The organism is Streptomyces sp. NPDC004111, assembly GCF_042874215.1.
Classification (GTDB): Bacteria; Actinomycetota; Actinomycetes; order Streptomycetales; family Streptomycetaceae; genus Streptomyces.
This window is the reverse complement of the sequence record NZ_JBIAMU010000004.1, coordinates 153,708-165,658: the sequence shown is the minus strand read 5'-3', so window position 1 is coordinate 165,658 and position 11,951 is coordinate 153,708. Positions and strand designations below refer to the sequence as shown.

Here is an 11,951-nt window from a genome sequence, read left to right as displayed (position 1 = left end):
GGAAGCGGCTACGCTCCGGCTCGTGGCTGATATCCAGATTCCCGCTGACATCAAGCCCGCCGACGGCCGTTTCGGCGCGGGCCCCTCCAAGGTACGGACGGAGGCGCTCGACGCGCTTGCCGCCACCGGCAGTTCACTGCTGGGTACGTCCCACCGCCAGGCCCCGGTCAAGAACCTGGTCGGTTCGGTACGGGACGGCATCCGCGCCCTCTTCTCCCTGCCCGAGGGGTACGAGGTCGTCCTCGGCAACGGCGGCTCGACGGCCTTCTGGGACGTCGCCACCCACGGCCTGATCGAGTCCAGGTCGCAGCACCTCTCGTTCGGCGAGTTCTCCTCGAAGTTCGCGAAGGCCGCCAAGCAGGCGCCGTGGCTGGCGGACCCCTCCGTCATCGCCGCCGACCCGGGCGACCACCCCGAGCCCGTGGCGGAGGCGGGTGTCGACGTCTACGCGTACACCCACAACGAGACCTCCACGGGTGTCGCGGCCCCCATCAAGCGGGTCGCGGGCGCGGACGAGGGCTCCCTCGTCCTGGTGGACGCCACCTCCGGCGCCGGCGGTCTGCCCGTCGACATCACCGAGACCGACGTCTACTACTTCGCCCCCCAGAAGTCCTTCGCCGCCGACGGCGGTCTGTGGCTCGCCGCCTTCTCCCCGGCGGCCCTGGAGCGCGCGGCCCGCGTCCACGCCTCCGGCCGGCACGTCCCGGAGTTCTTCTCGCTGCCCACGGCGATCGACAACTCCCTCAAGAACCAGACGTACAACACGCCCGCCCTCGCCACCCTCTTCCTGCTCGACGAGCAGCTGAAGTGGATCAACGGGCAGGGCGGTCTGGACTGGGCGGTCTCCCGCACCGGCGCCTCCTCCACGGCCCTGTACTCCTGGGCGGAGAACTCCAAGTACGCCACCCCGTTCGTCACCGACCCGGCCAAGCGGTCGCAGGTCATCGGCACGATCGACTTCGCCGACGAGATCGACGCGGCGGCCGTCGCGAAGGTGCTGCGCGCGAACGGCGTCGTCGACACGGAGCCGTACCGCAAGCTGGGCCGCAACCAGCTGCGGATCGCGATGTTCCCGGCGATCGACCCGGCGGACGTGCAGGCGCTGACGGCGTGCGTCGACTACGTCATCGAACAGCTCTGACACCGCCCAGCGGCACCTGAGCAAGCGGCCCCGCCCCCCGATCGGGGGGCGGGGCCGCGGTTCGTCGTACCCGGGACCGCGGTTCGTCCTGCGCGGGGCCGCCGTTCGCCCTGTGCGGGGCCGCCGTTCGCCCTGTGCGGGGCGGGCGGCCGTTACCTGCTCAGGCGCTGGAACCTGCGTACGGCCAGCGGCAGGAAGAGGGCCGTCACCAGGACCGGCCACACCACCGCCATCAGCAGCGCGTTCTCCTCCACCCAAGTGCCCCCGCTGGCAACCGGATTGCCGAAGAGTTCACGCGCCGCGGTGACCGTCGAGGACACCGGGTTCCAGGCCGCGACCGTGCCCAGCCACCCCGGCATCAGGGACGGGGCCACGAAGATCGACGAGATCATCGTCAGCGGGAACGCCACCGCGTACAGCCCGCCCGCCGCTTCCGGCGTGGGGATCAGCAGGCCCAGCCACACCCCCACCCAGATCAGGCTGAACCGCAGCAGCAGGAGCAGTCCGAAGGCCGCCAGGGTCTCCCCGGGCGTCCCGTCCGCCCGCCAGCCGATCAGCAGTGCCGTCACGGCCAGGATCGCGAGTTCGGCAGCGGCGATGACCAGGTCGGCGAGACCGCGCCCGGTGGCGACCGCCGAGGGGGCCATCGGCATGGACCGGAAGCGGTCCACCACCCCCTTGGACGCGTCGTTCACCATCGCCATCGTCGTCCCCATGAATCCGAACGCCATCGTCGAGGCGAACATCCCCGGCATCAGGAACTCCCGGTAGTCGCCGCCGCCGGGCACGGCCATCGCCCGGCCGAAGACGAATCCGTACAGCAGCACGGAGACGATGGGGAAGCCCAACTGCCAGAGGATGGAGACCGGTTGGCGCTGGTAGTGGGTCAGGCTGCGGCGGGCGACGTTGAGGCCGTCGGCCACCGCCCAGCGCAGCCGGCCGATTCCGCCGGACGCGTCCGGCACGTCCAGATCCACATCCACGGTGCCCGTGTGCAAGGTGCTCATGCGGCTGCCTCCCCCGTCTTCGTACCGCTCTCCGTACCGCTCTCCATGCCGTCCTCCGTACCGCTCACCGAACCGCTCTCCGTGCCGCTCGCCGCCGCGCCGTGGCCGGTCAGCCGCAGGAACACGTCGTCCAGGCTCGGCCTGCGCAGACCGATGTCCGCCACCGCGACCCCCTCGTCCTGGAGGGTCCTGGCCACCTCGGTCAGCGCGGCCACCCGGTCGCCGACCGGCGCGTGCACCCTGAGCGCCGTACCGTCGCTCTGCGGTTCCGCCCCGGACACCGCGGCCACCACCTTCACGACCGCTTCGAGGTCCTGCGCCGATTCCGCCACCACCTCGATCCGGTCCCCGCCGACCCGGCTCTTCAGCCCGTCGGGGGTGTCGTCGGCGATGGTGCGGCCCCGGTCGATGACGGTGATGCGGGAGGCGAGCCGGTCGGCCTCCTCCAGGTACTGGGTGGTGAGCAGGACGGTCGTACCGCCCGCCACGAGCTTCCGTACGGAGTCCCAGACCTCGTTCCTGCCGCGCGGGTCGAGGCCGGTGGTCGGCTCGTCCAGGAACAGCACGTCCGGGGCCAGGATCATCGAGGCCGCCAGGTCGAGCCGGCGGCGCATGCCACCGCTGTATCCGCCGACGCTCTTGTCCGCGGCCTCCGCGAGGTCGAACCGGTCCAGCAGTTCGACGGCCCGCAGCCGGGCGCGCCGCCCGCCGAGGTGGAAGAGCCTGCCGAACATCTCCAGGTTCTGACGTCCCGTCAGCACCTCGTCCACGGCGGCGTACTGACCGGCCAGACCGATCCTCGCCCGCACCCTTCGCGGATCGCGGGCGACGTCGAGCCCGGCGACCTCGGCCCGCCCCCCGTCGGCCCTCACCAGCGTGGCGAGCGTGCGGACCGCGGTGGTCTTGCCCGCCCCGTTCGGCCCGAGCAGGCCGTGCACCGTGCCGGACCGCACCTCCATGTCGAAGCCGTCCAGCGCGCGCTTGTCGCCGTACACCTTGCGGAGCCCTTCCGCACGTACGGCGCATTCGCCCTCGGTCATGGCGTACCCCTTCCCCTCAAACTGGGTACACCGTACCCTAATTCGAGTACGGCGTACCCAGTTTTGCGCCGTGGGAGTTCCCGACGAGAAATAAGGTGAGGTCATGACAGACACGACGGACCCGCACGGGACGGACCGCACGGAGGAAGCCACCGGCCCGGACGGCACGCAGGACCCGGCCGCCACCCGCGTCGCGGCGCTGCGGCCCAGCCTGGAGCTGCTCTGGGGCACCGGCGCGCGCCCGGCCCGCGGCCCCAAGCGCGGCCTCTCGCTGGAGACCATCGTCGAGACGGCGGTCCGCATCGCCGACACCGAGGGCCTGGAGACGCTGTCCATGCGGCGCCTCGCGAACGAGCTGGGCACCGGGGCGATGTCGCTCTACCGGTACGTCCCCGGCAAGACCGAGCTGCTCGACCTGATGCTGGACCGCGTCCAGGGCGAGAGCGCCGACACGCACAACCCCGCCGCGGCAGCGGACTGGCGCGAGGCCGTCTCACTGCTCGCGCACGGCCACCTCGCCCTGTACCGGCGCCACCCGTGGCTGCTGAGGGTCAGCCAGACGCGGGCGCTGCTGGGCCCGAGAACGCTGCGCGGCATGGAGGTCTCGCTGACCGGGCTGCGGGGCATGACCGGCATCACCGACCCCGAGGTGATCTCGGTGATCATCGCGGTGCAGAGCTTCGCGATGGGCATCGCGCGTACGGAGATCGAGGCGCGGGAGGCGGTGGAGGAGACGGGGCTCGACCACGAGACGTTCTGGCGCAGCCAGCAGCCGTATCTGGAGCGGGCGATGGTGAGCGGGGAGTATCCGGTGATGGCGTCGCTGTCGGAGGACGCGTTCGCCGACTTCGACCACTTCGGCTTCGGTCTGGAGCGCATCCTGGACGGAATCCAGTCCCTCATCACCCAACGCCACCAATAACCCCCACCCCTTTGGACAGCGGGCCCGCCCCACCCGAGCCCCCTTGGGCGACGGGGCCCGCCGCCGCCTCCTTGGGCGACGGGGCCGCCCGCTCGCTCCCCCGCCCCCTTGGGCGGCGGGGCCGCCCCCCGGGGGCGGAACGGGCGGGCAAGGGGGCGGCCCCCGGCGGAGCCGAACCCCTTCCGGCCCCGCCCGGCCCCGGCCTTGGTCCCGCTCCGTACCGGAGTGGCCGCTGCGCGGAGCCTCACCCCACCCCGCCCCTTCCCGAAACCGGAGCTCCGCCCCGGACCCCGGGTGGCGAGCCGAGGAAGGGTGGGTGCGCACCGCGCGGGAGGAGTGGGGTTGCTCGCGCAGTTCCCCGCGCCCCTGAGGGTGGCGAGCCCGCCAGGGGAGAGTGCGCACGCGCGGGAGGAGTGGGGCTGCTCGCGCAGTTCCCCGCGCCCCTGGCGGTGGCGGGCCCGCCAGGGGCCAGTGCGCACCGCGCGGGCGGGTGGGGCCTGCTCGCGCAGTTCCCCGCGCCCCTGAGGGTGGCGGGCCCGCCAGAGGAGAGTGCGCACGCGCGGGAGGAGCGTGGTTCCCCGCGCCCCTGGAAGGGCGTCCCTACTTCCCGCCCCGCTTGCCCCTGAGGCTCGCCCAGGCCAGGAGGGCCACTCCCAGGACCGCCAGGACCGCCATTCCGCTCGCGGACAGGCCCTCGCCGTCGGCCGGTGCGGGGGTGGCCCCCGTGCGGCCCGGGGGCGGGGTGGCGGAGCCGTCCGGGGAGGAGGGGGCGGACGGGTCCACCTCCAGCCTCGTCACCGCGCTCCGCTCCCCCTCCGCCCCGAAGAGCAGCCCCTTGCCGTCCAGGGTGTACGTCACGGACTCCGACTGGCCCTGGTAGCCGATGCCCAGCGAGCTGCCCTCGCCGAGGTCGCGGCCACCGTCCTTCCAGTCGTACACGTCGGCCCCCAGGTACGACCTGAGCACCAGCCGCTTTCCGTCCGGGGAGAACGCCCCGTCCGTCACCCACGGCACGTCCGCGATCTTGCGGAAGACGTTGGTCCGCCCGGTGGTCAGCTTCTGCGGCCCCTCGTAGAGGCCCGCCCCGCTCTCCTCCTTGCTGGCGATGTACGCCCGGCCCGTCGTCGGGTGCACCATCAGGGCCTCCGCGTTGCGCGCGCCGTCCGCGTACTTCACGTCGTACTGCGCCGCGTCCACCGTCTGGTCCTTCAGCACCTTCGGCTCGGGGAAGCGGTAGATCCACACGTGGTCCCACTTGCCGCCCAGGTTGTCGCCGATGTCACCGACGTACACCGCCCCGTCGGGCCCGACCGAGATCGCCTCCATGTCCCGCGGCTTGCCGACCCCGCGCAGGGTGATCCGGGCGACCGTCTCGCCGGTCCTCCCGTCGACGGCGTACACGTAGGGGCCGTCCTGGTCGTTGTGCGTCCAGTACACGCCGGGGTGTGCGCGGCTGGCCGCCAGGCCGCTGGACTCGGTGATCCGCGGGTCCTTGATCACGAACCCGCCGTCCTCGTCCGCCGCGGCGCCGGGCGCACCGGCCAGTACGGCCGCGAGGGCGGCGACCACGGCAACGGACCACGTACGGCCACGAGAAGCACGAGAGGCACGAGAAGAGCGCATGCGGTCCAGTCTCCCAAGCCGTCCGCCCCGCGCGGCCGTCCCGCCGCCCCGGCTCCGCGTGTCCAGCATCACGGTGCGGCCCCCGCGGAAGATCCCCGATGATGATCGGATGCGCAGCTTCCTCTTCGTCGGCGACTCCATGACCATCGGCTGTCCCGGCGACTTCACCTGGCGCTACCGCATGTGGCAGCACCTGGAGGCGACGCTGCCCGGGGAGTACGAGATCGTCGGCCCCCGGGAGACGCTCTACGACCCCGCCACCGCGGCCCCCACCTCGCTCGCGTACGCCGCCGAGGACTTCCCGGCGCCCGCCCGCCGCCACCTGGCCGGCTGGGGCGAGGGCTGGCTGCACATGGCGCCCGCGATCCGCGCGGCCGTCGAGTCCACCGGCGCGAACACGCTGCTGGTCTCCCTCGGCCTGATCGACCTCGGCTTCTACACCAACGCCGAGCAGACCGCCGAGAACCTCGACCTCTTCCTCACCGAGGCCCGCGCCGCCGACCCGCGCGTCGCGATCGTCGTGCACCCGGTCATCCCGAACGTCCGCGCCGAGCGGGACGCCCCGTTCGCCGCCGCGTGCGCCCGCTTCAACGAACTCCTCGCCAAGACGGTCGCCGACCGCGACGAGTCCCGCTCGCCCCTCCTGCTGGCCACGCCCCACCCCTCGTACGACATCCGTGACGACACCTACGACGGCACCCACCCGGGTCCGACCGGCGAGCGGAAGCTGGCCGCCGCCTTCGCGGACGCCATGCGCCAGGCGTGGGGAGTGGGGGACCAACTCACCGACGTTAGAGGGACGTTGGCCGTACGTTAGGCGGCTTTGGCAGAGTTCCCCGGGTGCCGGGCCCCGGCGCCCGCGGTCCGACGCGCGTGGTACGCGTCCCCGTGGACGCCCCGGCAGGTGCGCCGCGACACGCCCCCGATCGCGGCGCACCACTCACCCCCGAGGCCCGGCCCCGGCCCGGTGTGCCGCATACTCCTCGCACCATGAACTCGCCCCCACCGCCCGGCACTCCCGGCGCTCCCGGCCCCTCCGGCACACCCCGCACCCGCCGCGGCGCGCCCCGCGCCCGCGCCGTCCAGCCGGAGATCACGTACACCAACTGCCGCCGCTGCGGCACCGAGATAGCGGGGCTGGACGGCCGGTACGCGTGCGGCGTCTGCGGCTGGGCGAACCACTACTCCGAGGGCTACCACCCGCTGCCCACCGCCCGCGACGACCCCGACTGGACGGGCCCCAACTGCCGCTGAGGCGGGGCGGACCCGGCACGTCAGCGGAAGCGGGCGGAGAGCCAGGGCGACAGCATGTCGCGCGGCACCATCTCCTTGTACGTCTCGTCGCCCGGCAGCGGGACGATCAGCCAGTAGCCGGGCGGGAAGATGCGGCCCTTCACGTACGCCAGGCCGCCGTAGACGGAGCGCAGGAAGGCGGGCACGGACTCCCGGGGCACGTCCGGCACCTCCACCTCGTCGACCACCACCTTCGCGTCCCCGTCCGCGTACAGCCGCACGCTCACCGCGGGCGATCCGCTCAGCTCCACGTACGCGTCGTGCGGCAGCGCGCCGCCCGGGTCGGTGACGGCGAAGACCCCGGCGTCGGTGCGCCGGCTGACCTGGTCGGCCCCGATGTCGTCACTGACCCGCACGCTCCGCCCGTACTCCGCGGCGATCTCCCGGACGGCCGCCACGGCCGCCTCGGTGGACGCCGGTCCCGGTCCGCCCGGTCCGCCCTGTTCGCCCGCCATGCCTCGACTCCTCTCCCACGAGCACACCCCCGAGCAGCTCCAGGTAGACAACCGTATAGACTCTGACCTGCGTCGATGGAGCCCGGGTCGCTCGCTTTCGCCAAGGGATGTCAGGATTGTCCCATGGCACTTCAGACGTACTTCGACATCACCATCAACGACGAGCCCGCGGGCCGCATCACCTTCAATCTCTTCGAGGACGTCGTCCCCAAGACGGTCGAGAACTTCCGCGCCCTGTGCACGGGCGAGAAGGGCTTCGGCTACGCCGGTTCCGGCTTCCACCGCGTCATCCCGGAGTTCATGCTCCAGGGCGGCGACTTCACGCGCGGCGACGGCACCGGCGGCAAGAGCATCTACGGCGAGAAGTTCGCGGACGAGAACTTCCAGCTCAAGCACACCAAGCCGGGTCTGCTGTCGATGGCCAACGCGGGCCCCGACTCCAACGGCTCGCAGTTCTTCATCACGACGATCGTGACGTCCTGGCTGGACGGCAAGCACGTCGTCTTCGGCGAGGTCGCCAACGAGGAGAGCATGGAGCTGGTCAAGAAGATCGAGGCCCTGGGCTCGCAGAGCGGACGCACCAAGGCGAAGATCACCATCGCCGCCGCCGGCCAGCTCTAGTCGGCCGCCCCGCCGTCACGGCCCCACCCGTACGGCACGCGGCACGGCGCACACCCGTCGCACCGCACCCGCTTCGCCCGGAGGGCCCGGCGCCACGCACCCGTGGCACCGGGCCCTCCGGCGCGTTCCCCGCCATCCCGGCCCGCCGCCCCCTCGGCGGCCCCGGACGGCCCGCACCCGGTCTGCCGCCCCGGGCGCCCCGGCGGGTCCGCGCCCGTCGGCGCCGGTCCGCATCCCGCCGCCCCGGCTACGGCGCGTGGAAGGTGACCTCCGGGTTGTCCGCGGTGGGCCCGTCCAGGACGGGGGCCCGCATACCGCGCAGGTGGCGGTCGAAGAAGGCGCCCGTGTAGGTCACGGTGATCTCGCCCGAGCGCTTGCCCGACAGCGGGGCGCCCGGGTCGACCACCCCGGCCTGCCCGCCGAGCACCGGTACGTCGTTGAACGAGAAGTGACCGGTCCCGGCGACCGTCAGCCAGCGCTTCCAGCCGTCCATCCGCCCCCACGCCTCGCGCCACTTGCCGCCGCCGTCGGGGCGGTGGGTGGCGTCGGTGCCGAGGAGGAGGAAGGGGCGTCCGTCCATCCCGGCGCCGGGGAGGTCGTCGAAGAAGCCGCCGTCGAGGTTGGCCCCGGCCTTGATGCGGGGGTCCCGGGCCATGGCGACGGCGGCACTGTTGCCGCCGATCGAGTGCCCGGCCATGCCGATCCGCCGCGCGTCGACCCGGTTCCCGAAGGCCCTGCCGAGCTCGCCCTCGCCGCCGAGCAGGCGGTCGAGCAGGAAGGAGACGTCGGCCGCCCTGCCCTCGGGCACCCGCCCGGTGATCCTGCCGTCGCAGGCGGTGCAGGGGAGCGTGCGGTCACCCGGGAAGGTGGTGCCGAACGACTCGTACGCGTGGTCCACGAGCGCGACGACGTACCCGCGGCTGGCCAGCTCCTCGGCGAGCACGGTGAGCGTGCCGCGGTGCAGGGTGAAGCCGGGCGAGAGCACGACGAGCGGGTGCCTGCCGTCCAGCGGGCGGGCGTCGGTGCGGGAGTTGGTGCGCGCCCCGCTGACCGTGGCGGCCGGGAAGTCGGGCCGGTTGATCCCCTCCACCAGCGCCTCCGCCTCCCGCTCGCCGAGGTACGGGGCCGGTCCGCTCCCGGTGCCCGGCCGCGCCGGGTAGTGCACCGACACCATCAGCTCGCGCGCCCCGGCGGCCGGCTCCCACGGGTCGCTCCGGCCGGTGTCCACGAGGTGGAACACCTGCTTGCCGACAGCGAAGGCGCCGGTGGGCTCGGGCAGCCGCAGCGTCCGCGCCGTCGCGGAGCCGGCCGGCGCGCCGCCCCGCCCGGCGCCCACGAACGCGCCGCTCGCCCCGGAGGCGTCGGGTGCGCCCGCTCCCGCGGAGGCCGCGGGGGCGGCGAGGGCGAGGGCCGCGACGGCTGCGGCGGAGGCGACGAGGCGGCGGTTGCGCTTGCTGTTTCGGCTCATGGAAGGACCGTACGAAGCGCACCCCGGGCCCCGCCCCTGCCGAAAGTAAGGAGCGGCCCCCTACGAAACAGCTGCTTCCGCTTCCTCTTCTCCTTCGGAGGTCCCGTGCTCCACGAGCCGGTTGGCGAAGGTCGACAGGGTGTAGGTGCCGATGCCGAGGACCACTTCGAGGGCGTTGCGCGGGGTGTACCCGTGCGCGTAGAACGCCTCCAGCTGGTCCGCGCGCACGTCACCTGCCGTGTCCATGACCGCGTGCGTGAACACCCGTACCGCCTCCCACTCCGGCTCGGCCAGCGGCCTCTGCTCGGCGAGGGCGGTCACCAGGGCGGCCGGGGCCCCGAGCTTCTCCAGCTTCCCGGCGTGCATCCGTACGCAGAAGCCGCACTCGTTGCGGGCCGCGACGGTCATGATCAGCACCTCGCGGGCGACCGGTTCCATCGTCACGCTCTCGAACAGGGCGCTCAGCCGCAGGAAACCGTTGAGCAGCTCGGGCGAGGCGGCCTGCTTGGCCACCAGCGGCGGCAGGAATCCGAAGTTCTGCACCACCCCTTCCATGGCCCGCCGGGATGCGGCGGGGGCGGAGTCGACGGTGTGCGCGGCGAAGCGCGGCGAGGTACGGGTGTCGGGCACGGAACCATCCCCTAAAATCGACAACATGGTTGACGAAAAGAAGGTAAACCGGGTTGTCGATTCTGGCAAGGGCACCGTCCCGGACCGGGAGCCGTCGCGACGGCAGCCCGCCGGGCCCGCCGCCGCCCCTGTCGACCCCCCGGGCCACGAGCTCCCGCTGCTGCTCGTCGCGGGGTTCCGGACCCTGATCGACCGCCTGCACGCCGAACTCGCGACCCAGGGCCACCCCGACGTACGCCCCGCCCACGGCTTCGCCATGCAGGCGATCGGACCGGCCGGGGCCACCGCGTCCGAGCTGGGCCGCCGGCTGGGCGTCTCCAAACAGGCCGCGGGCAAGACCGCCGACCGGCTGATCGCCCTCGGCTACGCGACGGCGGCCCCGGACCCGGCCGACGCCCGCCGCAAGGTCCTGCGGCTGACCCCGCACGGCATCGACGCCCTCACCCGCTCGGCGGCGATCTTCGCCGCCCTCCGCGCGGAGTGGGCGCACACGCTCGGCCCGGACCGCGTCCGCGACCTGGAGGACATGCTCCGCACGGTGGTGCCCCCGGCGGACCGCTTCCAGCTGGACACGGCGAGCTGGCTGAGCGGCTGACCGGTCCGCCGGGCGGCGGCACCACGCCCCCGCCCGCCCTCCGCCCCCTTGCATGGAGTCCGCTCCAAGGCGTTGGCTTGTGTCCCATGAAGTACACACAGCTCGGACGCACCGGACTCAAGGTCAGCCGTCTCGTCCTCGGCACGATGAACTTCGGTCCCCAGACGGACGAGGCCGACAGCCACACGATCATGGACGCGGCCCTCGCCGCGGGCGTCAACTTCTTCGACACCGCGAACGCCTACGGCTGGGGCAACAACAAGGGCCGCACCGAGGAGATCATCGGGTCCTGGTTCGCCCGGGGCGGCGGCCGTCGCGACAAGGTCGTGCTCGGCACGAAGGTCTACGCGAACATGGCCGGGGACGGCGAGGCCCCCTGGCCCAACCACGACAAGCTGTCCGCCGTGAACATCCGGCGCTCCGTCGAGGCCAGCCTGAAGCGGCTGGGGACCGACTACATCGACGTGTACCAGTTCCACCACGTCGACCGCTCGACCCCCTTCGAGGAGATCTGGCAGGCGGTCGACGTCCTGATCCAGCAGGGCAAGGTCCTCTACGCCGGTTCGTCGAACTTCGCCGGCTGGCACATCGCCCGCGCCAACGAGACCGCCCGCCGGCTCGGCTCCTACGGGCTGGTCAGCGAGCAGTGCCTGTACAACCTCGCCGAGCGGCGCGCCGAGATGGAGGTGATCCCGGCGGCCCAGGAGTACGGGCTCGGGGTCATCCCGTGGTCGCCGCTGCACGGCGGCCTGCTGGGCGGGGCGCTGCGCAAGGAGCGCGAGGGCGGCGGGGCGCGCACCGCGTCGGGCCGGGCCGCGGACGAGCTGGCGAAGCCCGCCGTACGGGCCCAGGTGCAGGCGTACGAGGACCTGCTGGAGAAGCACGGCGTCGAGCCCGGCGAGGCGGCCCTCGCCTGGCTGCTGACCAGGCCCGGGGTCACCGGACCGATCGTCGGCCCGCGCACCGCCGACCAGCTCGCGTCCGCGCTGCGGGCGGTCGAGCTGGAGCTGTCGGCGGAGGTGCTGACGTCCCTCGACGAGATCTTCCCCGGGCCGGGGGCCTCGCCGGAGGCGTTCGCCTGGTGAGCCCGGCGGGCCTGGTGGGCCGGTGAGCCCGGTGGGTCACCGCCGCCCGGCCGGGCGGCGGGGGACGGTCC

At 73.2% G+C, this 11,951-nt stretch carries 13 protein-coding genes; 7 read left to right on the top strand and 6 right to left on the bottom strand.

What is annotated here, in order from left to right:
- The first annotated feature begins 22 nt into the window (after nucleotides 1-22).
- Complete coding sequence (gene serC / locus ACFYVL_RS10505; protein ID WP_389242891.1) at nucleotides 23-1,141, top strand: phosphoserine transaminase; 1,119 nt, start codon at nucleotides 23-25, stop codon at nucleotides 1,139-1,141.
- A gap of 152 nt (nucleotides 1,142-1,293) precedes the next feature.
- On the opposite strand, the gene ACFYVL_RS10500 is transcribed toward serC, so the two are convergent.
- Together ACFYVL_RS10500 and ACFYVL_RS10495 are read right to left on the bottom strand one after the other, a co-directional pair.
- Nucleotides 1,294-2,148 (bottom strand): ABC transporter permease, encoded by an 855-nt coding sequence (locus tag ACFYVL_RS10500; RefSeq protein WP_389242889.1) that lies wholly within the window; start codon nucleotides 2,146-2,148, stop codon nucleotides 1,294-1,296.
- On the bottom strand, nucleotides 2,145-3,188 hold the full coding sequence (locus ACFYVL_RS10495) for an ATP-binding cassette domain-containing protein (protein ID WP_389242887.1): 1,044 nt from the start codon (nucleotides 3,186-3,188) through the stop codon (nucleotides 2,145-2,147). Before ACFYVL_RS10495 ends, ACFYVL_RS10500 begins: the two co-directional genes overlap by 4 nt.
- Nucleotides 3,189-3,291: 103 nt before the next feature.
- Between ACFYVL_RS10495 and ACFYVL_RS10490 the strand changes: the two genes are divergently transcribed.
- Nucleotides 3,292-4,110, top strand: a complete 819-nt coding sequence (locus ACFYVL_RS10490) for a TetR/AcrR family transcriptional regulator (protein WP_389242885.1) — start codon at nucleotides 3,292-3,294, stop codon at nucleotides 4,108-4,110.
- A 600-nt stretch (nucleotides 4,111-4,710) separates the two neighbouring features.
- On the opposite strand, the gene ACFYVL_RS10485 is transcribed toward ACFYVL_RS10490, so the two are convergent.
- A complete protein-coding gene (locus ACFYVL_RS10485) occupies nucleotides 4,711-5,733 on the bottom strand; it encodes a WD40 repeat domain-containing protein (RefSeq protein WP_389242883.1) in 1,023 nt (340 codons plus the stop codon).
- 109 nt (nucleotides 5,734-5,842) lie between these two features.
- Between ACFYVL_RS10485 and ACFYVL_RS10480 the strand changes: the two genes are divergently transcribed.
- Nucleotides 5,843-6,550, top strand: a complete 708-nt coding sequence (locus tag ACFYVL_RS10480) for a GDSL-type esterase/lipase family protein (RefSeq protein ID WP_389242881.1) — start codon at nucleotides 5,843-5,845, stop codon at nucleotides 6,548-6,550.
- A 173-nt stretch (nucleotides 6,551-6,723) separates the two neighbouring features.
- Nucleotides 6,724-6,987: a hypothetical protein gene (locus ACFYVL_RS10475; RefSeq protein ID WP_389242879.1), complete on the top strand. Its 264-nt coding sequence runs from the start codon at nucleotides 6,724-6,726 to the stop codon at nucleotides 6,985-6,987.
- A 20-nt stretch (nucleotides 6,988-7,007) separates the two neighbouring features.
- Here the strand turns inward: ACFYVL_RS10475 and ACFYVL_RS10470 are convergent, their stop codons facing one another.
- Nucleotides 7,008-7,481 (bottom strand): hypothetical protein, encoded by a 474-nt coding sequence (locus ACFYVL_RS10470; RefSeq protein ID WP_389242877.1) that lies wholly within the window; start codon nucleotides 7,479-7,481, stop codon nucleotides 7,008-7,010.
- 123 nt (nucleotides 7,482-7,604) lie between these two features.
- Here ACFYVL_RS10470 and ACFYVL_RS10465 point away from each other — a divergent pair, with 123 nt between their 5' ends.
- A complete protein-coding gene (locus ACFYVL_RS10465; protein ID WP_389242875.1) occupies nucleotides 7,605-8,102 on the top strand; it encodes a peptidylprolyl isomerase in 498 nt (165 codons plus the stop codon).
- A 247-nt stretch (nucleotides 8,103-8,349) separates the two neighbouring features.
- Here the strand turns inward: ACFYVL_RS10465 and ACFYVL_RS10460 are convergent, their stop codons facing one another.
- Both ACFYVL_RS10460 and ACFYVL_RS10455 read right to left on the bottom strand, forming a co-directional pair.
- Nucleotides 8,350-9,570 carry an alpha/beta hydrolase family protein gene (locus ACFYVL_RS10460; RefSeq protein ID WP_389242873.1) on the bottom strand — a complete coding sequence of 407 codons (1,221 nt, stop codon included), beginning with the start codon at nucleotides 9,568-9,570 and terminating at the stop codon, nucleotides 8,350-8,352.
- 60 nt (nucleotides 9,571-9,630) lie between these two features.
- The gene (locus tag ACFYVL_RS10455; RefSeq protein WP_389242871.1) at nucleotides 9,631-10,200 is read right to left on the bottom strand and encodes a carboxymuconolactone decarboxylase family protein; all 570 of its coding nucleotides are present in this window, start codon (nucleotides 10,198-10,200) and stop codon (nucleotides 9,631-9,633) included.
- 16 nt (nucleotides 10,201-10,216) lie between these two features.
- Here ACFYVL_RS10455 and ACFYVL_RS10450 point away from each other — a divergent pair, with 16 nt between their 5' ends.
- Together ACFYVL_RS10450 and ACFYVL_RS10445 are read left to right on the top strand one after the other, a co-directional pair.
- Nucleotides 10,217-10,795: a MarR family winged helix-turn-helix transcriptional regulator gene (locus ACFYVL_RS10450; protein ID WP_389243409.1), complete on the top strand. Its 579-nt coding sequence runs from the start codon at nucleotides 10,217-10,219 to the stop codon at nucleotides 10,793-10,795.
- A gap of 86 nt (nucleotides 10,796-10,881) precedes the next feature.
- Nucleotides 10,882-11,880, top strand: coding sequence for an aldo/keto reductase (locus ACFYVL_RS10445; protein ID WP_389242869.1), 999 nt, complete (start codon nucleotides 10,882-10,884; stop codon nucleotides 11,878-11,880).
- Nucleotides 11,881-11,951: the final 71 nt, after the last annotated feature.